Origin of the sequence: Pseudoxanthomonas japonensis (assembly GCF_043632995.1) — a bacterium.
GTDB classification, from domain to species: domain Bacteria; phylum Pseudomonadota; class Gammaproteobacteria; order Xanthomonadales; family Xanthomonadaceae; genus Pseudoxanthomonas_A; species Pseudoxanthomonas_A japonensis.
The window spans coordinates 79,051-100,368 of the sequence record NZ_CP171632.1 but is presented as its reverse complement, the minus strand read 5'-3'; the positions used below and the strand labels follow the sequence as shown (position 1 = coordinate 100,368).

Here is a 21,318-nt window from a genome sequence, read left to right as displayed (position 1 = left end):
GCCCGCGCCACCGCGCTTCGCATCGGCGTGTGGCTCTTCACTGTTCGCGTTCATTCCTTGCAACCGGACACCGGACACGCTGTTGCCGCGAACGCGGGAAGGGTTCTGCCACCCTCGTTCGTCAACACTGCGTGTCGTTCGTTCTTTCAGGAGCCAAGCCGCGTGAGTTCCTCTCTGCCGTCTTCGTTCGCTCGCCGCCAATGGCTCGGGGCTGCTGCCCTGTCGACGTTGGCAACCGCCGCATGGCCCCGCATGGCGCGCGCTGGCGCGTGCGATGACAGTGCAGGCTGGATTCCACCGGATGCCTTCCTTGCCGACCTGCCGCGCCTGATGCAGGCGCTGCGCGTGCCCGCCATCGGCATGGCGGTGGTGGAACGTGGCGAGGTGGTGTGGTCGCGCAACCTTGGCGTGATGAAGGCGGAAACTGCGACGCCCGTCACGCGCGACACGATGTTCGAGGACGCCTCGCTCAGCAAGCCGGTGTTCGCGTACCTGGTGCTGCAGCTGGCCGACCAGGGCGTGATCGACCTGGACGCGCCGCTGGTGCGCTACCGGCGCATGGAGTATCTGGCCGACCATTCATGGGTGGACTTGGTCACCGCGCGCGACGTGCTGCGCCACTCCACCGGCATGCCGAACTGGCGCAAGGACCCGGCCAACGAAACACTGGTGCCGGCGGTGAAGCCCGGCACGCGCATCGACTACTCAGGCGAAGCGATCTTCTGGCTGCAACTGGTGGTCGAGAAGCTCACTGGCGAGAGCCTCGATGAGTCGATGCAGCGGCTGCTGTTCGGCCCCGCCGGCATGGGCGACAGCAGCTATACGTGGAGCAGGGACCTCGCTGCACGCTCGGTGTACGGCCATCGCGCCGTCGAGGACGAGGAGCCCGGCATGCCACCGCAGATGCTCCGCGACACGTGGAACGCCGCGCAGACCGTCGCCGACCGCTGGGGCAAGCCGCTGTCCGCGTGGCGCTGGGAAGACGCCGTCCGCGCACTGCCCGCCGTGCAGGCCATCACGCCGAAAGGCCTGGTGAACTGGCCCGGCGACATCCTCGCCAATGCCGCCGCCAGCCTGCGCACCACGCCGACCGACTATGCCCGCTTCATGGCGCTGATGGTGCGTACGCAACGCGCGCCCTGGCAGATCAGCGAGGCCACGCGCACGGCGATGCTGACGAAGCAGATCGACGTGCCCGGCCGCTGGACCGACAAGGGCCTGGGCTGGAACCTGGAGGCCACGCCGCGCGGCCCGGTGTTCTACCACTCGGGCAGCAACGGCGGCATCTTCAAGAACTTCGCCCTGGGCGACGCGCGCGGCCAGCGCGCGCTGGTGGCGCTGACCAATGCAGGCAGCGGCAACGTGCTGTACCGGCGCGTAGTGCGCGCGGCCACCGGGCACGACCTGCTGGCATTCGATCTCTGACTACAGGCCCTGGAACACGAACGGCGGCGCGGGCCTGAAATCCTTCACCGCGTTGCCGGCGAACACGTTGCGCTGGTCCGCGCCCAGGTCCAGCTTCATCACCTTGCCGGTCTCCCTGGAGAAATCGACCTCCTTCAGGTCGACCCAGAACGTGTTGGGCGTCAGCGCGGACTCGAAGAAGTACAGCTTGCGCTTGTGGTCGGCGACCGTGCGCCAGCGGGTAGAGGAGATGTTCGGTTCCTCCGGCGTGTTGATGCCGAACGGCACCGACGCGTTGCGGATCACGCTGAAGACGCTGGCCAGCGCCTTCACCGGATCCTCGGCCTTGGGGATCGCATTGATGTAGAACGAGGCGCGCGCGAAGCGGTCCGAGGCGCGGTTGGTGCCCGGCAGCATCACAGTGCCACCGATCTGCTTCCAGTAGGCATTGAGCGCGAGCTGCTGGTCGAACACCGGCGAGTTGGTCATCACCTGGAACTCGCGGCCGTGGTGGATCACCTGCTTGCCGCCGATGTACTCGATGATGGCGCTGTCGCCGCTGGCGTCGGACAGCGACAGGTGCAGCGTGGTCAGGCGGTCTTCGCCGGGCACCTTGTCGGTCACCACGGTGAAGGGCTGCTTGCGCAGCGCATCGACGGCTTCCTTCACGCTACCGTAGTTGTCCAGCGCGTACTGCGCCCACGCGGTGATGCTGAGCCCGGGACCGCGGCCGTCGTAGGCGGGGTACTCGAACTCCACCAGCCACAGCACGTTGGCCATCAGGCCGGCCTCGTTCATGCCGTCGGTGGTGGAGATGTCGTAGCCGGTGGCGATGACGCTGCCGTACTTCGACGTCCACGTCACTGAATTGGGCCCGGCCTGCCCGCTGCGCGCCATGCCGCGCGGGAAGATCCACAGGTTGGTCGCGACGTCGTTCTTCCAGTCCATCGACCGGGCGGTGATGACGTCGTCGTTGGCGCCCAGGTAGACGACGCGGGTGCAGGCATCCGCGGGTGGGGCGAGGAAGGCCGAGAGCAGGGCAAGGACGAACGCGAGCGGCACGACGAAGCGACGATCCATGGCGGTCTCCGTGAAGGGAACAGGCGATGCGTGGCGGCGTCCGCCCTTTATGCCAGCGGGTGTGTTAAACAGCGATCCTCCGCCGCCCCCCGAGATGCTGCCATGACCATGCTCCTGCCGACGCACCGTTCGTCCATCCGCGCGATGCCGATCGCCCTTGCCGCGATGGCGCTCTCCGCCTGCGTCAGCACGCCGGGCCCGCAGGTCGCGGGCAGCGGGACCTGCAAGGACGCCTCGCTGGGCTGGGCCGTGGGGCAACCGGCGGACGAAGCCAACCTGCGGCGGCTGTCGAGCGAAAGCGGCGCCGGGCTGGTCAATCCGATCGGCCCGACCACCGCCGTGAAGCACGATACGCGCAGCGATCGCCTGCGCGTCTACATCGATGCACAGAACCAGATCACCGCTGCCCGTTGCGAATAACCCCACCGACACCCGAATGCGCCGCGACCACATCCTCACCCTCTCCTGCCCGGACACCACCGGCATCGTCTACCGCGTCACCGGCCTGCTCTACGAGTCCGGCTGCAACATCCTCGATGCCCAGCAGTTCGGCGACGAGGAGTCGGGACGTTTCTTCCTGCGCGTGCATTTCGACGTGCCGGGGGCGACGGAGATCGACGTCCTGCGGGAAGGCTTCGCCTCGCTGGCGGAGATGTTCGGCATGGACTGGCAGATCCACGATGCCAGCCGCAAGGCGCGCCTGATGGTGCTGGTCAGCAAGCAGGGCCACTGCCTCAACGACCTGCTGTTCCGCGTGCACAGCCGCCAGCTGCCGGTGGAGATCGCCTGCATCGCCTCCAACCACGCCGACTTCGCCCCGCTGGCGCAGTCCTATGGCGTGGCCTTCCACCACCTGCCGGTGTCGGCGGGCAACCGGGCCGAGCAGGAGCGGCACATCGTCGATCTGGTCGAGCGCGAGCAGATCGATCTCGTCGTGCTGGCGCGCTACATGCAGATCCTGTCGCCGGAACTGTGCGACGCCCTCGCCGGACGCGCCATCAACATCCACCACAGCTTCCTGCCCAGCTTCAAGGGCGCCAAGCCGTACCACCAGGCGCACCAGCGCGGGGTCAAGATCATCGGCGCCACCGCCCACTACGTCACGCGCGACCTGGACGAAGGCCCGATCATCGAACAGGACATCGCCCGCGTGGACCATGCGATGGCGCCGAAGGAACTGGTGCGCATGGGCAGCGACATCGAATCGCTGGTGCTGGCGCGTGCGGTACGGCGGCATGTCGAGCACCGCATCCTGTTGAACGGGCACCGCACGGTGGTGTTCCGGTAAGCCCGGGACTCGGCTTTTTGTAGGAGCGACGTGAGTCGCGACCGGGCGGCTTCCGCCCGATCCAGGAAAGCATCTCCCGCACACAGTGATTCGGTGCGCACGTCGGGATCGCGCGAGTGCGAGCCGTGCGGTCGCGACTCACGTCGCTCCTACATTTCAGACGCCAACGCGCCGCCGCAGCCCCACCAGCACCGCGTACACGACCGCCAGCACCACGACGGCAACCCCGATCGCCGTCCACTCGCGCGCACTCAGCGTGGTGAGGATGGCGAGCATCCCGACGACCGCCAGGCCCGGCACCAGCGGGCCGCCGCGCAGCACGAACGGCTCGCCGCGCTCGCGCAAGTCGGTGCGCTGCGCGCGCCAGGCCGCGATACCCACCATCACGTAGACCAGGCAGACGGCGCCGCCGGAGATCAACACCAGCGCTTCGAAGTTGCCCAGCACCGCCAGCACGCAGGCGATGCCGGCATGCGCGGCCAGCGACAGCAGCGGCACGCGGTGGGTGGCGCTGACCCGGCCGAAGGCCTGCGGCAAATAGCCGTCACGGCCCAGCGCGAACAGCAGCCGCGACGAGCCGAGCAGGTTGCCGAGCAGGAAGCCTGCCATCGACAGGCAGGCGGTGACCAGCAGCGCGATGCGCGCAGGGTCCCAGATGCGGCCTGCGGCTTCGGCGATCGGCACGCTGCTGCTGGCCAGCGCCGCTCCCAGCACGCCCTGGCAGACGATCTGCAGGCCCAGGTACAGCAGCACCACCAGCAGGATGGCGCTCATCGCCGCGCGCGGCACGCTGCGCGAGGGGTCGCGCACTTCGCCACCGGGAATCAGCGCCGTCTCCACGCCGGAATAGGCGAACACCACCATCACCATCGCCGCGCCCAGCACCGCCCACGACGGTACGTCGGCGAAGGCGAAGCTGACCTGGGTGGTATCGACGAAGGCGAGCCCCACGATCACCAGCAGGAACAGCGGTACCAGCTTCAGCGTGGCCAGCGCCATCACCGCGCGCGCGCCCAGCTTCACGCCGAACGCGTTGAGTGCGTAGATGGCGGCGTACACGCCGGCCAGCAGCAGCGCGCGCGGCAGCGGCGCAGCGAAGGCCGGCCACAGGCTGGCGACCTGCAGCGACAGCGCCGCCGCCACGCCCGCGCTGGAGGCCACGTTGCAGATCCACATCAGCGCGCCGGCCAAGAAGCCCGGCAGCGTGCCGAACACCGCGCTGACGTAGGTGTAGGGACCGCCGGTCGCGGACGCGCGACTGCCGATGGCGGCGAAGCACAGCGCCACCGGCACCATCACCACGGCGCCGGCGAGCAGCGCCAACGGAGCGGCCGCGCCGACCTGTGCCGACAGCGCGGCCGGCATCTTGAAGATGCCGCCGCCGACGATGATGTTGATGACCGCCGCCGCCAGCGCCACGCTGCCGACCGCACGCAGCAGCGCCGCATCGCCCTGCAACGGGCGGGTAGGAACGGAGTCGGCGTCGTGGTTCATCGGCTTGCGGGTCCTGGAAGGAGTGCGAGCCTGCCATGCGCTCGTCGCCAATGCGAGCCGCGTGCCGTCATGCGCTCATGGGTATTCGCCATTGGACACGCGCACGGCAGGGGCTAGCATCGTGCTTCCCGCCGGTTCCGGATGCCGCCATGCGTCGCACCCATCGCCTGTTCGCCGCCCTGCTCGTCGCCACCGCCTCGCTGGCCAGCGCGGACGCCCGCGCGCAGAACACCGCATTCACCGCGCTCGAACAGGCGCAGCCCAGCCTCGTGCAGTGGCGCCGCGACCTCCACCAGCATCCCGAGCTCGGCGAGCAGGAAACACGCACCGCGAAGTTGGTCGCCGACCATCTGCGTTCGCTGGGCCTGACCGTGCGCACCGGCGTCGGCAAGACCGGCGTGGTCGCCGTGCTGAAGGGCGGCAAGCCCGGCCCGCGCATCGCGTTGCGCGCCGACATGGATGCGCTGCCGGTCACCGAACAGACCGGCCTGCCGTTCGCGTCGACGGTGAAGGCGGACTACCGCGGCCAGCCCGTCGGCGTCATGCATGCCTGCGGCCACGATGCGCATGTCGCCATCCTGATGGGCGTGGCGCAGGCGCTGGTCACGGCGAAAGACGAACTGCCGGGCGAGGTGATGTTCGTGTTCCAGCCGGCCGAGGAAGGTCCCCCGGTCGCAGGCGAGGTGTTCGGCGCGGCGTTGATGCTGAAGGACGGCATCTTCAAGGACTTCACGCCCGACGCCGTGTTCGGCCTGCACGTGTGGGCCGGCCTGCCGGTCGGCAGCGTCGGCTATCGCAGCGGTCCGCTGATGGCGGCGGCGGACGAGTGGTCGCTGGTGGTGAAAGGCAAGCAGACGCACGGCTCGCGGCCGTGGGACGGCGTGGACCCGATCACCCTGGGCGCGCAGATCCTGCTGGGTACGCAGAGCATGATCGCGCGCCAAGTCAACATCGCCACCAGTCCGGTGGTGCTGACGGCCGGCCAGTTCCAGGCCGGCGTGCGCTTCAACATCATTCCGGACGAAGCGACGTTGGTCGGCACGCTGCGCACCTTCGACCCGACCGTGCGCGAAGACGTGATCGCGCGTTTCCGCCGCATCGCCGACGACTACGCGCACGCCAGCGGCGGCAGCGCCGAGTTGAAGGTCGCCAACAACGCACCGGCCACCATCAACCAGCCTGCGCTCACCCAGCGCGTGCGGCCATCACTGGAGAGGGCCGTCGGCGCGGCGAACGTGGTGGAGATGCCGCTGGTGACGGTGGCGGAGGATTTCTCGCAGTTCGCCAACACCGTGCCGGGGTTCTACTTCTTCGTCGGCTCGACGTCGAAGGGCATCGACCCGGCCACCGCGCCGATCAACCACTCGCCGCAATTCCTGCTCGACGAACAGGCGCTGCAGACCGGCAGCCGGGCGATGCTGCAGGTGGCGTGGGATTATCTGTCCGCGACGCCTTGATGTTCCCCTCTCCCCGCCTGCGGGGAGAGGGTGCCGAAGGCGGGTGAGGGGCGACGAAGCCGTGAAGCAAAACGCGCGCACGTTGTCGCCGAAGATCGCGCTTGCCCCTCATCCGGCCTCCGGCCACCTTCTCCCCGCCTCGCGGGGAGAAGGATTAGAACCCCAGCCAGAGCCGCAACGGATGCTGCGGATCCGCCAGCAACCGGATCGCCAGCGCGATCGACACCGTCACCAGCAGCGGCTTGATGATGCGGGCGCCCTGCTTCATCGCGAAGCGCGAGCCGAGCTGCGCGCCGAGGAACTGGCCGGCGCCCATCAGCAGGCCGACCTTCCACAGCACCGCACCGTGCGCGAGGAACACCGCGAACGCGCCGAGGTTGGAGCCGAAGTTGAGGAACTTGGTGTGCGCGGTCGCCTTGAGGATGCCGAAGCCCGCCAGCGCCACGAAGCCCAGCATCAGGAACGAACCTGTGCCCGGGCCGAACACGCCGTCGTAGAAGCCGATCGCCGGCACGAAGGTCAGTGCGAACACCTGCGGGCGCATGCGCTGGTGGCGGTCGACGTGGCCGATGTCCGGCTTCAGGCCGAAGTACACCGCGATGCCGACCAGCAGGAACGGCAGCGCCCACTTCAACCACGCCACCGGAATCACCGTCGCCAGCAGTGCGCCACCGACCGCGCCCAGTGCGGCGGTCAGCACCATCGGCAACTGGCCCTTGAGATCCACGTGTCCGTGCCGCGCATACGCCCAGCTCGCCGACCCGGAACCGAACAGCGACTGCAGCTTGTTGGTGCCCAGCACATGCAGCGGCGGAATGCCCGCCAGCAGCATCGCCGGAATGGTGACCATGCCGCCGCCGCCCGCGATGGCATCGATGAAACCCGCCAGCATGGCGGCGAGGAACAACAGCAGGAGCACCTGCAGGGCGAGGTCGGGCATGGGGGTCCAGGGTGGTGGTGATGCATGTCCGTCAGTCGAGCGACGGGCGCGACGCGCGGTCATTCTAGGCGAGGCCGGATCCCGGAACGTCGTTCGTGGTGAGCCCGTCGAACCACACTGTTTGCGATGGCAACGACGCAACCGAACGGCATGCTTTTCCGCGAAAGGCGTGGTTCGACGGGCTCACCACGAACGGTATCTCCGACTGCTTTTCCCGGCCGCGTTGTCGCCCCGTGCTCTGTCACGAGAGGAGGACAGGCACGCGGAGGCTCAGCCTGGCGACGCGGTCGCGTGACATTGCGGTTAGCATCGCCCTATCCCGTCCGGAGTCCGACTCGATGCGCCACGCACGCCTGTTCGCCGTTTCCCTGCTGGCCACCGCACTGGCGGCCGCGCTGCCCGCCGCTGCCCAGGACGCCGCCACGCAACGCCCCGAGGTCGCCGCTGCCGGCCAGGCCGTGCAGCAGCAGGTGATCGACTGGCGCCGGCATTTCCACCAGTACCCGGAACTGTCCAACCGCGAGGCGGAGACATCGAAGCGCGTGGCCGAAGAACTGCGCAAGCTGGGCCTGCAACCGCGCACCGGCATCGCCCACCACGGCGTCACCGCGGTGATCAAGGGCGGCAAGCCCGGCCCGCGCATCGCGCTGCGCGCCGATATGGACGCGTTGCCGGTGACCGAACGCAACCGCCTGCCGTTCGCGTCGAAGGCGACGTCGACCTACCGCGGCGAAACCGTCGGCGTCATGCACGCCTGCGGCCATGACGCGCATACCGGCATCCTGCTGGGCGTGGCGAAGTCGCTGGTGGCGATGAAGGACCAGCTGCCCGGCGAAGTGCTGCTGGTGTTCCAGCCCGCCGAGGAAGGCGCGCCGGCCGGCGAGGAAGGGGGCGCGGAGCTCATGCTGAAGGAGGGCGTCTTCAAGGACTTCAAGCCGGAGGCGGTGTTCGGCCTTCATGTGTTCTCGTCGATCCCGGTCGGCCAGATCGGCGTGCGCCAGGGACCGCTGATGGCGGCGTCGGACAGCTTCACGCTGAAGGTCGTCGGTCGGCAGACGCACGGCTCGCGGCCGTGGGGCGGCATCGATCCCATCGTGGCGATGGCCGACATCATCGGCACCACCCAGACCATCGTCAGCCGCCGCACCGACATCTCGAAACTGCCGGCGGTGGTCAGCTTCGGCGCGATCAAGGGCGGCATCCGCTACAACATCATTCCCGACGACGTGGAAGTGGTCGGCACCATCCGCACCTTCGACGACGGCATGCGGCAGAAGATCTTCGCCGACCTGAAGAACGTCGCCACGCACGTGGCCGCCGCGCATGGCGCGAAGGTCGAGGCCAGCGTGCCCGACAACGACGGCAACCCGGTCACCGTCAACAATCCTGAGTTGACCGCGCGCATGCTGCCCAGCCTGCAGGCGGTGGTCGGCGCGGACAACGTCATCACGCCGCCACTGCAGATGGGCGCGGAGGACTTCTCGTTCTACGCGCGCGAGGTACCGTCGATGTTCTTCTTCGTCGGCAGCACGGCCAAGGGCATCGATCCGGTCACCGCGCCCAGCAACCACTCGCCGGAGTTCATGCTGGACGAGGCGTCGCTCGATGTCGGCCTGCGTGCGTTGCTGCAGGTGACGCTGGACTACCTGCACGCACCCCGGGGCTGAGCGCGCCGACATTGCCGGCCGCCGGGCGCGGGGCCACAATCCGTCGCGCATGCCTTGCCCCGACCGCCCGCCGTCCGCCGCCGAGTACGCCACCGTCGCGTGCGCGGCGGACGCGCATGCAGGTGATGGACGCACGCCATGAGCCAGCGCTTCGCCCGCGCGCTGGCGTTGTTCGACGATTGCGTGGCGCTGCCTGCGGCGGCGCGTTCCGCCTTCCTCGCCGACCTGGCCGACCGGGATCCGGACACCCATCGCGCCCTGACGACCTTGCTCGATTCGGACGGCACGCTGCAGGACGCCGGCGAACACGACCCGCTGCCGTTCGCCTCGCTCGACGCCCTGCATCGGGACACCCTCACTGCCAGCGAGCAGGAAGCCGCGCCCCACGGGTCGGCCGAAGCCGACGCCCGGGTCGGCAGCCGGTTGGGGCCATGGCGGATCGAGCGCGCGCTGGAATCCGGCGGCATGGGCACGGTGTACGAAGCCTGGCGCGACGACGGGCAGTACCAGCAGCGCGTCGCACTGAAGTGCATGCGCGGCGAACTGACCTCGCCACGCCTGATCGAGAGTTTCCGCCGCGAGCGGGAAGCGCTGGCGGCCCTGGACCATCCGGGGATCGCCACGCTGTTCGATGGCGGCATCGAAGCCGGCGGGTATCCGTGGTTCGCGATGCGCTACGTGCAGGGCGCGCAGATGGACGCCTGGTGCGACGCGCGCACCGCCAGCCTGCGCACGCGTGTCGCGTTGCTCGTGCAGGTGTGCGATGCGCTGGTCTACGCCCACCAGCGGCAGGTACTGCACCAGGACATCAAGCCGTCCAACCTGATGGTGACCGACGAGGGCCAGGTGCAGGTGCTCGATTTCGGCCTGACCGCCTCGCTGGCCGCCTCCGACGCCGTGCCGCGCCTGGCGGCCTCGGATGGCTACACCGCGCCCGAGGCGCTGTCGGGCGCGCTTCCGGCCGTGACCATGGATGTCTGGTCGATGGGCGTGCTGATGTACCGGCTGCTGGCCGGGGCGCTGCCGCACGCGTCGACGCGCCTGCTCTCGACCGTCCTGTCGCAGGACAAGGACCAGGCGCCCCGGATGTCGCAGCTGGCGGAACAGGGCGCAGCGGCGCAGGCGCAGTGCCGCGGATTCGGCACGCCCCGCGCGCTCGCTCGGGCGCTGTCGGGCGACCTGGACGCCATCGCGGCGCGCTGCATCGCACGCACGCCGGGACAGCGCTATGCCTCGATCGACGCGCTGCGCGACGACCTGCAGGCGTGGCTGGAGCGGCGCCCGGTCGAGGCCCGTGGCGGTGGCGCGGCCTACCGGGGCCTGCGCCTGCTGGCCCGGCATCGGCTGGCCGCTCTGCTGACGGCGCTGACGCTGTGCGTCGCGGCCGTCAGCCTGGGCATGCTGGTCCGGCAGGAGCGCAGTGCGGCCCACGAGACCGCGTCCAATCTCGCGCTGTCGCAGGTATTCGAACGGATGCTGGGCAACGCCACCCTGTCCGGACTGGGCGACACCCCGATGTCGTCGGGCGCCCTGCTCGAGGACACGGAACGCCAGGTCCGCGCGCTTCCGCTGCAGGACCGCCCGGTGGTCCTCGCGCGCGGCCTGTCGATGCTGGCCCGCAACTACAGCGTGGTGGGCGACTACGACCGCGCCACGCGACTGGCCGCAGAAGCCGCCCGCCTGCAGGGCGACGATCCGTCCGGCCTCGCCACCGCGCAGGCGACCCTCGCCGCCCTGCTCAACCTGCGGGGCAGACCGCGCGACGCACAGGCCGCCGCGCAGGAGGGACTGCGCGAAATGGCCGGTGCGGACATCCTGCCGCCACGCCTGCAACTGCTGACCGAACTGGCGCGCAGCCGCTGGGACCTGGGCGAACACGATCTCGCACGGCACACGCTGGACCAGGCACTGGCGCTCGCCGGGGATGGCCATCTGCCGTCCGCGCAGGCGGAACTGCTGACGCTGCGCGGCTACTGGAACACCCGCCTGGTCCGCTTCGCGCAGGCGGACGACGACCTGCGCCGCGCCATTGCACTCGCCGCCCCGGCCTACCCCCTGGTCGCCAACGAGGCCCGCCGTCTCCTGGCGCAGAACCTGCTGGTGCAGGAGCGCATCGACGAAGGCCGCCGGATCGCGGAAGCACTGCTGGCCGACTATCGGCTGCGATTGGGGGATTCGCATCCGCTGGTGGGCCGCGCATGGCGCGTATTGGCCAACCTGCAGTGCACGGGCGGGCAGCTGGAGGCCTGTGCGGTGTCCATCGACCAGGCCGAACGGATCGTCCGGCTGCATTTCGGCGAACAACACCCGGAGTTCGCCGATGTCCTGCGCGTGCGATCGCTGCTGGGCGTATTCGGACAGTCCGGTCAGGCTGGCGTCATCCCGGCTCTGCGGCGTGCGGAAGCGCTGCTGCTCGCGGCCTACCCGCCGCAACACGAGACGATAGTGCGCATCCGCCTGATGCTGGCCCGGCGCCTGCTGTCTGCCAATCCAAAGGAAAGAAACGAATCCATCGCCCTGATGCGGACGGTGATGGCCGACCACGCGAAAGGTCGGCTGAGTCCCCAGCCGATCCACCGGATCACGCTGGCGGAGGGACTGCTGAAGCGCGCCGGCGCCGGCGACCTGCAGGAGGCACGTGCGCTCGTCGAACAGAACGAGGCCGCCCTGCGCGCCTACCCGCCTGCCTACAGCATGGTGTTCTACAACCGCTACCTGCTCGCCTACCTGACCGACCGGGGCGGCGATCCGGCACTGGCCGATACGCTGCTCGCGCGCCTGGCGACCGATATCGGAGAGAACCCGGCGACGACCAACAACCGTTTCGTCCTGCGCGACACCCTGATGTTGCGGGCGATGATCGCGCTGCGTCGCGGCGACGCGCCTGCGGCGCGAACCCTGCTGGCCGACGCCGTGACGCGCGCGGAGGCCATGTTCGGACCGGACCACCAGGCCTCACGCAGGGCGCGCGCGCAACTCGATGCGCTGGACAACACGGGAACCTTCGAGTTGCTGCGCTGACACGCTCCGCGTCAGCGATGGTCGCCGTCGAGGTAGTACCAGCGCCCGTCCAGGCGCAGGAACCGGCTCCGTTCCTGCATGCGCACCGCCCGGCCGCCACCGACGCGGTAGCGCGCGACGAACTCGACCTCGGCGGTATCCGGCCCGATGACGTGGTGCGCCTTCACCGTCAGGCCCAGCCAGGTGGTTTTCGGTTCGCCCGGCGCGTCGAGGCCGAGTTCGCCCGGCCGCGTGTCCGCATGCCAGGTGGCGCGCAGGTAGCCCGCATCGCCGAGCACGTAGGCGCTGTAGCGCGAGCGCATCAGGGTTTCGGCGTCCGGCGCGGGTTCACCACCGTGGTAGCGGCTGCAGCAGGCGGCGTAGTCGCGGCCGGTGCCGCAGGGGCACAGGGTCATGCTTGGGCACCTCCTGTGGGAGCGACGCAAGTCGCGATCGGCCTCCGCGGTGGTTCATCGCGACTCACGTCGCTCCCACACCGGTCAGCAGGCAGTCCCGCACTCAACGCCTGCCGTGACCCGTCTCGATGAAGCGCAGGAACTCGGCGCGCGTGCGCGCGTCCTCGCGGAAGGTGCCCAGCATCTTGCTGGTCACCATGCTGACGCCGCGCTTGTGCACGCCGCGCGTGGTCATGCATTCGTGCGCGCCGTCGACGACGACGGCCACACCGCGCGGCTGCAGCACGTCCTGGATGCACTGCGCGATCTGCGCGGTCATCTTCTCCTGCACCTGGAAGCGGCGGGCGTACACGTCGACCACGCGCGCCAGCTTGCTGATGCCCACCACCTTGCCGTCGGGCAGGTAGCCCACGTGCGCGCGGCCGATGATCGGTGCCATGTGGTGCTCGCAGTGGCTTTCGAACTCGATGTCGCGCAGCACGATCATCTCGTCGTAGCCGGCGACTTCCTCGAACGTGCGCGCCAGGTACTCGCGCGGATCCATCTGGTAGCCGCTGAACCAATCGCGGTAGGCCTTGGCAACGCGCTTCGGCGTATCCAGCAGGCCTTCGCGCGAGGGATCCTCGCCCGCCCATTCGAGCAGCACGCGCACGGCGTCCTCGGCCTGCGCCTGGCTGACCTTGCCGGATTTGTCGTCGGACTGGCTCATCGCGTGGATTCCTGCGGGGGGCGTGGAGGATAACGCATCTGTCTTGCCGACCCTCTACGGCGCTGGCGACCCGGCGGATGCGGATCGGCCACCTTGCCCGATGCGGCGTCCCGCCGTCCGGCACTCGCCAAGCCGCGCGCACGGGCGCACCCTATGCGCCGGTCCACCACCGTGACGGGCGATCCCGTCATCTCCCCGTAGTACCTGTCCCGGAGTTCCTCCATGCTGCGTACGCTGTTGCTCTCCTCCGCCATCGCCGTCGCCCTGTCCGCCTGCGGCGACCGCCCTGCTGCCGAATCCGCCATGCCCGCCACCGCCGCCACGCCCGCCGAAAGCGCGAATCCCCTGCTCACCGCCAGCGCGCTGCCGTTCCAGGCGCCGCCGTTCGACAGGATCAAGGATGCCGACTACCAGCCGGCCATCGAGGAAGGCATGCGCCAGCACCTCGCCGAGGTGCGCACCATCGCCGACAACGCCGAGCCGGCCACGTTCGCCAACACGTTCGAAGCGCTGGAGCGCAGCGGCACGTTGCTGACCCGCGCGACCACGGTGTTCTTCGCCATGACCGGCGCCAACACCAATCCCGCGCTGCAGGCCGCCGAAGAAGCGCTGGCGCCGAAGCTGGCCGAGCACAGCGACAGCATCCACCTGGATCCGAAACTGTTCGCCCGCGTGAAGGCGGTCTACGACCAGCGCGACACGCTCGGCCTGACGCCCGAGCAGAAGACCGTGGTCGAACACACCTACGACGGCTTCGTGCGCGCAGGCGCGCAGCTCTCCGACACCGACAAGGCCGAGCTCCGCACGCTCAACAGCGAGGAGTCCTCGCTGACCACCGCGTTCGGCAACAAGCTGCTCGCCGCCGGCAATGCCGGTGGCGTGTTCGTCACCGACAAGGCGAAGCTCGACGGCATGGACGAGGGCGCGATCGCCGCTGCGGCCGATGCCGCCAAGGCCGCGGGCAAGGACGGCCAGTGGCTGCTGAGCCTGCAGAACACCACCCAGCAGCCGCCGCTCGGCTCGCTGAAGGATCGCGCGCTGCGCGAGCAGCTGATGGCCGCGTCGCTGGGACGCGCCGAGAAGGGCGACGCCAACGACACCCGCGCGACCATCCAGCGCCTGGCCGAACTGCGCGCGCGCAAGGCGCAGCTGCTGGGCTTCCCGAACTATGCCGCCTACAGCATCGCCGACCAGATGGCCGGCACGCCCGAGGTCGCACTGAAGCTGCTCACCGACACCGTGCCCGCCGCCACCGCGCGTGCACGCGCCGAGCTGGCGAAGATCCAGGGCGTGGTCGATGCGCAGAAGGGCGGCTTCACCGCCGGCGCGGCCGACTGGGACTTCTACGCCGAACAGGTGCGCAAGGCCGAGTTCGATCTGGACGAGTCGCAGATCAAGCCCTACTTCGAACTGGACCGCGTGCTGAAGGACGGCGTGTTCTTCGCCGCGCACGAGCTGTACGGCATCACCGCCAAGGAGCGCAAGGACATCCCGGTCTACCACCCGGACGTGCGCGTGTTCGACATCATGGACGCCGACGGCAAGCAGCTGGCGCTGTTCTACCTGGATCCGTTCAAGCGCGAGAGCAAGCAGGGCGGCGCGTGGATGGGCAACTTCGTCGAGCAGAACGGCCTGACCGGCGACATCCCGGTGGTCTACAACGTGGAGAACTTCACCAAGCCCGCCGCCGGCCAGCCCGCGCTGCTGAGCTTCGACGACGTCACCACGCTGTTCCACGAGTTCGGTCATGCGCTGCACGGCTTCTTCTCGAAGACGCAGTACCCCAGCGTGGCCGGCACCAACACGCCGCGCGACTTCGTCGAGTTCCCGTCGCAGTTCAACGAGCACTGGGCGCTGGACCCGAAGGTGTTCGCCAACTACGCCAAGCACCACCAGACCGGCGAGGCCATGCCGCAGGCGCTGGTCGACAAGATCGTCAAGGCGCGCACCTTCAACCAGGGCTATGCGACCACCGAGTACCTGTCGGCCGCCCTGCTGGACCTGGCATGGCACACCCTGCCGGCCGGCAGCGGCAAGCAGGACGTGGACGCCTTCGAGAAGCAGGCGCTGGCCAAGTACAAGGTCGACCTGGCGGCCGTGCCGCCGCGCTACCGCACCAGCTACTTCAGCCACATCTGGGGCGGTGGCTACGCGGCGGGTTACTACGCCTACTTCGGCGCGGAAGTGCTGGACCATGACGCGTTCCAGTGGTTCCGCGAGCACGGCGGCCTGACCCGCGAGAACGGCCAGATTTTCCGCGACAAAGTGCTGTCGATCGGCCACTCGCGCGACCTCGCCACCGCCTACCGCGAATTCCGCGGCAAGGATCCCAGCGTCGAACCGCTGCTGGAGCATCGCGGCCTGAAGTAAGCACGCGCTGCTTCGGCGACATGAAGAAGGCCCGCTTGCGCGGGCCTTCTTCTTGCCTGCATGCACCTGTGCGGATGAAGCCGCGATGGTTTGTCCTACATGGGTGTACGCACTAGAGTCGGACGCCAGGGATCACGCACGAGGACAGCCATGGGAGGGTGCACGATGAGAAGCGCATCATCCGGCAATCGAGCGACGCAGGTGCATCGCATGGCGCACGCGCTCGCTGCCCTGGCGTTGTCCCTTTCCGTCACGGCCTGCGCAGGAGGCACCATGAAGCCGAGTTATTCCCGGGATGCGGTACAGCCTGTCGTCGTGGAGAAGAGCACGGACGGCGACGTGCGCATCCGGTTCGTCTCGCCGCCGGAAAGCCTGTACTACGCCGCAGGCGTGTCCTATCGGACGACGGGCGATGAACTGCAGGTGGTGATCGACCGCTGCCCCATCCGCGGCGAGTGCAGCACCATGGCGAAGAGCAGCGTGCCGCTCGGAGAGGGGCGCACCACCGAGGTGACGGTGCCGTTCGACGGCAAGCGCCTCGTCATGGTCCATACCGACAGCGTGCAACCACTTCCGTAAGCTGCTTGTGTCACCCACCTGCCGGCATGTTCGGACCAGTTCGGAGTGGCTTGCTGCCCGTCTACTCATCCTATCGAGCAAGCGAGAACACCAGTCTTCTCGACGAGGATTACCAAGGCCGAACATCGCCGGCCTTGGCGTGGCTACCTACATCGTACCCTTAACGCCCCGGGACCCGACAACAGGTTCTTGAAGCACGTAGGCTAGCCGCAGAAGAGGAATTGTTCTGCGCGGAGCAGACACCGCCCGAGAAGAAAACGAATGGCATCTGCCATGTCGAAGACTCGCAGTTGGTCGCTGTCTGCGTGTAGCCTGCTGAGCAAGCAGGGGCCGTGGCGTTCGAGGTCGCACCCGCAGCAACGGAGGCCACGGTATCCGCCGTATCCACACACTGAAGTGCAGTCGCCTGTGGCGGCATGAAGTAGCCCACTACGTCAATAACGTAGTCTACAGACGAACTCGAATAGATGGCCAATTCCTCAGCACAGGTCTGGCAGGAGGTGACGATCATGTCGTTCGCAGCGCTGAGCGAAGGGGTGTAATAGATGGTGCTGCCAGTCTGATAAGGCTTGCCGTTCTGGTAGATCTTGAAAACACCATCGGTACCCCGACTCAGAACTGTCACGGCTACGGCAACGGCGGTCGCAAAACTCGCGATGCCACAGTTGGTCGATCCGTCACCATTGGCATAGGTACCGTTGCCGCCATAAGACGCGTAGCTGCTGATATCTTCGGTGTCAATGGCCCGGGCGACGCCACCCGGGAGAGGGGAAGCGATCGCTCGCGAATCAGCGATGCGGCAACGACCGTTAGGTAAAGGCGTATAGGTGGTGTCTGCAATGGTACTTCCGAGGCTTTTCGTACCAATGTTGGCTTCCTGCAAGAGCGCGCTTTGTACGCTCTTGCTCTGTAAGGGTTGACCTTGGAGAACCCCCATCATCGTCGTGTAGGTAGGCATGTTGGTAGCTTGGAGCACGTTGTCAGCATCTGCCGTGCCCACAAAACGTCCTAGTTTGACACCCCAGTCGTAAACATCGCCCCCTTGTTCGCGTACTTCGCCGCCCCACTTATGAACCAGAGCACGCGCAATCGTTGCTCGCTGGCTCGACGTAAGTCCAGCTTGCGCTGGTGGTGTAATCGAAATTCCTGGAGCCCCCCTATCTGCGGCATGGGCGCTGCCACACATTGGCGCCACCAGTAACATCATCCAGCCGAATACTGAACTTCTCATCGCGCTGATCTCCCTCTAGTGAATCCGCCGGTCGGACGACCACGGATATATTGGGGGAACGAGCGATTCCGGCTACTTCGGCCACCGCCGATCGTGTTCAGCGAAAATCTTGCTACCGGTCCCTAGCGACACGCTAGCGTGGCGGCTCACTCCATCGCTGTGGGCGCACCCATGTTGCCCTTGCTGTACATGCCCGAGCGGTCGAAGCAGCAGGCGCGGCGCTTGCCGGACGCCAGCATGTCGCAGGCGGTGGCGATGCGCTTCACGCGCGTCTCGGCTTTCTTGCCGGACGTCATCCAGTGGATCCAGTCGCGGCGCGCGACCGGCGTCAGCGTCGTCCACACCGCTTTCGCCTCCGGGGCCGCGGCGAGCGCCTTGCGGATATCGGGCGGCACCGCAGGTTCGGGTTCTTCCTTCACCGGTGCAACGACCAGTTCAACGGTGTCGCCCGTGGCAACGCCGGCCGCCTCGCGCAGCTTCTTCTCGACCTTCAGCCAGTGGCTGCCATCGCCGTCGGGTTCCAGCGTGGCCTGGAACGGTTGGCCCGCGAACGTGCCCTCGACCGTCGTCATGCTGCGCGCCGGCAGCTTCGCGCTGGCCGCTTTCGGCAACACCAGGAACGTCCAGGTCGCGCCTTTCGGCTCGGCGGGACGTTTCAGTGGGGCGGTAAAGCAGATGGATGCGCTCATGCGCCGATGGTAGCGCGGGTACGGTCCACTGGGTGTTGCCGGTTCCGGCTTGTGAACACGGTGCATCCACGCCCGTCACGCGATGTTTCCCCTGGCCTGCCTAGAACGGACATGTCCCCGCGAGCCGAGGAGCCGGCCATGTCCCACATCCAGCACAATGACGAGGTGCTGCCCCAGGCGGTCGACGCGGTCGCGGTCGACCCCGCGCTGCTGAATTTCGGCATCGATGTTTTCCAAGCGGTGATGAACGGCGCGATGCCGATCGCCGAATACGACGGCGACAATCTCGTCTGCACCGGCATGAACGCGATCGCGCGACAGATCGGTGGCCATGGCCTGACGCTGGAGGAAGAAGCATCGCTCGTGCTGCGCGTCGTCGCGTTCGGCGACCTGGTCAGCCTGGCCGAGAGCGACAGCCGCACTGCCGCCCATGTCGGCGTCTCCACCGATGGCTACCGGATAACGCCCGCCTTCCTGCACGCAGCCGCCAGCGCCGACATCGTGCGTCGCGTCGACGGCAGTTTCGGCTACGACCTCGACAGCGTGGCGGGGCGCCTGGTGCACTGAGGCATCAGGGTCTGCCCGCGGGGCGCTCGTCGCCATCGACGGTGTAGGCCGGCGGCGCGTAGAAGTTCACCGTCTTCAACGGCGTTCGACCGGTGGCACGGATCTCGTGACGCTCGCCGCGCTCGATCAGCAGCAGGCTGCCGGCGCGCAACGCACGGCGCGTACCCTCGACGATAGCCACACCGGTGCCCTCGGCCACGTACAGCCACTGGTCTGCCCCGCGATGGCGGTTGTCCGGTCCGCCTTCCTTGCCACCTGGCGCGATGACCATCTGCGCCGCCTGCACGCCATTGGCTTCGAAGAGAGGCAGGAAGCCGATACCCATGCGGAGATGTCGGGATTTCATGGCGCCGTCGATCGGCCAGGGAGGCTTGCAGCATCGACGGCGGCGCGTGCAGGGGCCGTCAATGCATCGATCACCCACGCCCGGCCACGGTGGCCCGAGTCGCGCAGGGAATCCGGGGTGGTCTGCCATGGACGGTGTCCGAGCCCCGGGTGCGCTTCGCTTGCCCGGGCTACGACGTGTGTCGCGGCTCCATCTCCACCTGCGTCAGATACAACCGCAGGTCGAACTCCAGCTGGTGGTAGTCCGGTTCCATGTGCGTGCACAGCTGGTAGAAGGCCTTGTTGTGGTCGGCTTCCTTCAGGTGCGCGAGTTCGTGCACGGCGATCATCCTGAGGAAGTCGGCCGGCGCGTCGCGGAACACGGTGGCGATGCGGATTTCGCGGCTGGCCTTGAGCCGGCCGCCATGCGCGCGGGAGATCGCCGTGTGCGTGCCCAGCGCGTGCTTCATCACCTGCAGCGTGCTGTCGTAGACCACCTTGCCCAGCGGCACCGAGCGGCGCAGGTACTGCTCCTTCAGCCCCTGCACGTAGTCGTACAGCTGGCCGTCGCTGCGTACCGCGTGCGGCTCGGCGTACTTCTTCGCCAGCATCGGCCGCAGCCCGTCCTGCGCGATCAGCGCGCGCACCTGCGCCTGCAGGTGGTCGGGATAACCGGCGAGGTACTTCAGCGGCTCCATCCGGGTGGGCGATGACCGTGGGGCGGGCGGGTATGATGCCGCGAAATCACCACGAAGCACGTACGCCATGGCGAAGGGAAATCCACTGCAGGAGCAGCTGCTGAAGGCCGGTCTGGTCAAGAAGTCGAAACTGGCCGAAGTCGCGCGCGAACAGAACAAGGCCCGCCACGGCAAGGGCCCGGCCGCGCCGAACGACATCCAGCGCGACGCCGAACGCGCCCGCACCGAGAAGGCCGAGCGCGACCGCGCCCTGGAAGCCGAGCGCAAGGCGCAGGCCCGCAGCGCGGAACTGCGCGCGCAGGCGCGCCAGATCGTCGCCGACCGCAAGGTCCCGCGCAGTGGTGAGCTGGAGTACCGCTTCACCGCCGACGGCGCCATTCGCACCGTGCTGGTCAACGACGACCTGAAGAAGAAGCTGGCTGCGGGCGCGCTGGTCATCGCCCGCGTCGACGACCGCTACGAACTGCTGCCGCGCGTGGCCGCCGACAAGGTGCGCGAACGCGACCCCGGCATGATCGTGCTCGATCACGGCCAGCCGGCGGACGCGGCGGCCTCCACCTCGGAGGACGACGACTACTACGCGCAGTTCAAGGTCCCCGACGACCTGATGTGGTGATGGCGGGCCTGCAAGGCCGGGCTTGACGGCTTCTGTAGGGTGGAAGGAAAGCCCCTGCGGAGACCACCATGCAGCAGCACGAACTCGACGCCCTCTTCGACCAGCAGGCCGCCGGCTACGATGCCCGCTGGGTGCGCATGGCGCCGATCCGCGAAAGCCTGCTGTTCCTGATGGAGACCGTGTTCGCGGACCTGCCGGAGGATGCGCACCTGCTGTGCGTCGGCGCCGGCACCGGTGCGGAGATCGGACACCTGGCGCGACGCTTCCCGCGCTGGACGTTCGTCGCGCTGGACCCCTCCACGCAGATGATCGCCGCCTGCCGCGAACGCGCCGAGCGCGAAGGCTTCGCTGACCGCTGCGACTTCCATGCCGACGTGGTCGACACCCTGCCGGATGAAGCCGCATTCGACGGCGCCACCTGCCTGCTGGTCTCGCAGTTCCTGCTCGATCCCGCCGTGCGCACCGCGTTCTTCGCGTCGATCGCATGCCGCCTGCACCCCGGCGGCACGCTCGCGTGGGCCGACCTCGCCTGGGACACCGACGCCGCCGACTATCCGGCGATGCTGAAGCTGTGGATGGAAACCATGTCCGGCGCCGGCCTCGACGAGGCGGCACTCGAACAGATCCGCGCCAACTACGCGCGGGACGTCGCCATCCTGCCTCCGGACCGCGTCGCCGCGCTGGTGGAAGCCGGCGGCTTCCTGCCGCCACTGCGCTTTCACCAGGCCGGGATGATCCATGGGTGGTGCGCACGCACATCGCGGTAGTCTTGTTCGACCGCCGCCGCGC

Annotated in this window: 20 protein-coding genes; 11 read left to right on the top strand and 9 right to left on the bottom strand. The window is 68.3% G+C overall.

Features of this window, described 5'->3' with window-relative positions; translation table 11 throughout:
• The first annotated feature begins 162 nt into the window (after positions 1–162).
• Positions 163–1,425, top strand: coding sequence for a serine hydrolase domain-containing protein (locus tag ACGHX3_RS00445; protein ID WP_394695994.1), 1,263 nt, complete (start codon positions 163–165; stop codon positions 1,423–1,425).
• On the opposite strand, the gene ACGHX3_RS00440 is transcribed toward ACGHX3_RS00445, so the two are convergent.
• Positions 1,426–2,484: a linear amide C-N hydrolase gene (locus tag ACGHX3_RS00440; RefSeq protein ID WP_394695993.1), complete on the bottom strand. Its 1,059-nt coding sequence runs from the start codon at positions 2,482–2,484 to the stop codon at positions 1,426–1,428.
• Between the two features lie 102 nt (positions 2,485–2,586).
• Here ACGHX3_RS00440 and ACGHX3_RS00435 point away from each other — a divergent pair, with 102 nt between their 5' ends.
• Complete coding sequence (locus ACGHX3_RS00435) at positions 2,587–2,904, top strand: hypothetical protein (protein ID WP_238391123.1); 318 nt, start codon at positions 2,587–2,589, stop codon at positions 2,902–2,904.
• 16 nt (positions 2,905–2,920) lie between these two features.
• Positions 2,921–3,772, top strand: coding sequence for a formyltetrahydrofolate deformylase (gene purU, locus ACGHX3_RS00430; RefSeq protein WP_394695992.1), 852 nt, complete (start codon positions 2,921–2,923; stop codon positions 3,770–3,772).
• A gap of 156 nt (positions 3,773–3,928) precedes the next feature.
• On the opposite strand, the gene ACGHX3_RS00425 is transcribed toward purU, so the two are convergent.
• Positions 3,929–5,266 carry an APC family permease gene (locus ACGHX3_RS00425; RefSeq protein WP_394695991.1) on the bottom strand — a complete coding sequence of 446 codons (1,338 nt, stop codon included), beginning with the start codon at positions 5,264–5,266 and terminating at the stop codon, positions 3,929–3,931.
• A 149-nt stretch (positions 5,267–5,415) separates the two neighbouring features.
• On the opposite strand from ACGHX3_RS00425, the gene ACGHX3_RS00420 reads away from it, so the two are divergent.
• Positions 5,416–6,723, top strand: a complete 1,308-nt coding sequence (locus ACGHX3_RS00420; RefSeq protein WP_162336086.1) for an amidohydrolase — start codon at positions 5,416–5,418, stop codon at positions 6,721–6,723.
• A 154-nt stretch (positions 6,724–6,877) separates the two neighbouring features.
• On the opposite strand, the gene ACGHX3_RS00415 is transcribed toward ACGHX3_RS00420, so the two are convergent.
• Positions 6,878–7,663, bottom strand: coding sequence for a TSUP family transporter (locus tag ACGHX3_RS00415; RefSeq protein WP_162336087.1), 786 nt, complete (start codon positions 7,661–7,663; stop codon positions 6,878–6,880).
• Positions 7,664–8,001: 338 nt separating this feature from the next.
• Between ACGHX3_RS00415 and ACGHX3_RS00410 the strand changes: the two genes are divergently transcribed.
• Positions 8,002–9,330, top strand: a complete 1,329-nt coding sequence (locus ACGHX3_RS00410) for a M20 family metallopeptidase (protein ID WP_394695990.1) — start codon at positions 8,002–8,004, stop codon at positions 9,328–9,330.
• Positions 9,331–9,468: 138 nt separating this feature from the next.
• Positions 9,469–12,351: a protein kinase gene (locus ACGHX3_RS00405; protein ID WP_394695989.1), complete on the top strand. Its 2,883-nt coding sequence runs from the start codon at positions 9,469–9,471 to the stop codon at positions 12,349–12,351.
• Between the two features lie 11 nt (positions 12,352–12,362).
• Here the strand turns inward: ACGHX3_RS00405 and ACGHX3_RS00400 are convergent, their stop codons facing one another.
• Both ACGHX3_RS00400 and folE read right to left on the bottom strand, forming a co-directional pair.
• Positions 12,363–12,746 carry a YchJ family protein gene (locus ACGHX3_RS00400; RefSeq protein ID WP_162336090.1) on the bottom strand — a complete coding sequence of 128 codons (384 nt, stop codon included), beginning with the start codon at positions 12,744–12,746 and terminating at the stop codon, positions 12,363–12,365.
• A gap of 103 nt (positions 12,747–12,849) precedes the next feature.
• Positions 12,850–13,455 (bottom strand): GTP cyclohydrolase I FolE, encoded by a 606-nt coding sequence (gene folE / locus ACGHX3_RS00395; RefSeq protein ID WP_162336091.1) that lies wholly within the window; start codon positions 13,453–13,455, stop codon positions 12,850–12,852.
• A 222-nt stretch (positions 13,456–13,677) separates the two neighbouring features.
• Here folE and dcp point away from each other — a divergent pair, with 222 nt between their 5' ends.
• Both dcp and ACGHX3_RS00385 read left to right on the top strand, forming a co-directional pair.
• The gene (gene dcp, locus ACGHX3_RS00390; RefSeq protein WP_162336092.1) at positions 13,678–15,825 is read left to right on the top strand and encodes a peptidyl-dipeptidase Dcp; all 2,148 of its coding nucleotides are present in this window, start codon (positions 13,678–13,680) and stop codon (positions 15,823–15,825) included.
• 273 nt (positions 15,826–16,098) lie between these two features.
• Positions 16,099–16,404, top strand: coding sequence for a hypothetical protein (locus ACGHX3_RS00385; RefSeq protein ID WP_394695988.1), 306 nt, complete (start codon positions 16,099–16,101; stop codon positions 16,402–16,404).
• Between the two features lie 160 nt (positions 16,405–16,564).
• Here ACGHX3_RS00385 and ACGHX3_RS00380 read toward each other — a convergent pair whose 3' ends face one another.
• Entirely contained in the window at positions 16,565–17,362 is a 798-nt protein-coding gene (locus ACGHX3_RS00380; RefSeq protein WP_394695987.1) for a hypothetical protein, read from the bottom strand.
• A gap of 419 nt (positions 17,363–17,781) precedes the next feature.
• On the bottom strand, positions 17,782–18,324 hold the full coding sequence (locus ACGHX3_RS00375; protein WP_394695986.1) for a YdeI/OmpD-associated family protein: 543 nt from the start codon (positions 18,322–18,324) through the stop codon (positions 17,782–17,784).
• A gap of 138 nt (positions 18,325–18,462) precedes the next feature.
• Between ACGHX3_RS00375 and ACGHX3_RS00370 the strand changes: the two genes are divergently transcribed.
• Positions 18,463–18,891, top strand: coding sequence for a hypothetical protein (locus tag ACGHX3_RS00370; protein WP_394695985.1), 429 nt, complete (start codon positions 18,463–18,465; stop codon positions 18,889–18,891).
• Between the two features lie 4 nt (positions 18,892–18,895).
• Here ACGHX3_RS00370 and ACGHX3_RS00365 read toward each other — a convergent pair whose 3' ends face one another.
• Together ACGHX3_RS00365 and ACGHX3_RS00360 are read right to left on the bottom strand one after the other, a co-directional pair.
• Positions 18,896–19,237 carry a cupin domain-containing protein gene (locus ACGHX3_RS00365; protein ID WP_394695984.1) on the bottom strand — a complete coding sequence of 114 codons (342 nt, stop codon included), beginning with the start codon at positions 19,235–19,237 and terminating at the stop codon, positions 18,896–18,898.
• Positions 19,238–19,406: 169 nt separating this feature from the next.
• Positions 19,407–19,913 (bottom strand): M48 family metallopeptidase, encoded by a 507-nt coding sequence (locus tag ACGHX3_RS00360; protein WP_313927310.1) that lies wholly within the window; start codon positions 19,911–19,913, stop codon positions 19,407–19,409.
• Positions 19,914–19,980: 67 nt separating this feature from the next.
• Between ACGHX3_RS00360 and ACGHX3_RS00355 the strand changes: the two genes are divergently transcribed.
• Together ACGHX3_RS00355 and ACGHX3_RS00350 are read left to right on the top strand one after the other, a co-directional pair.
• Positions 19,981–20,529 carry a DUF2058 domain-containing protein gene (locus ACGHX3_RS00355; RefSeq protein ID WP_213602106.1) on the top strand — a complete coding sequence of 183 codons (549 nt, stop codon included), beginning with the start codon at positions 19,981–19,983 and terminating at the stop codon, positions 20,527–20,529.
• 68 nt (positions 20,530–20,597) lie between these two features.
• Complete coding sequence (locus ACGHX3_RS00350) at positions 20,598–21,296, top strand: class I SAM-dependent methyltransferase (protein WP_394695983.1); 699 nt, start codon at positions 20,598–20,600, stop codon at positions 21,294–21,296.
• Positions 21,297–21,318: the final 22 nt, after the last annotated feature.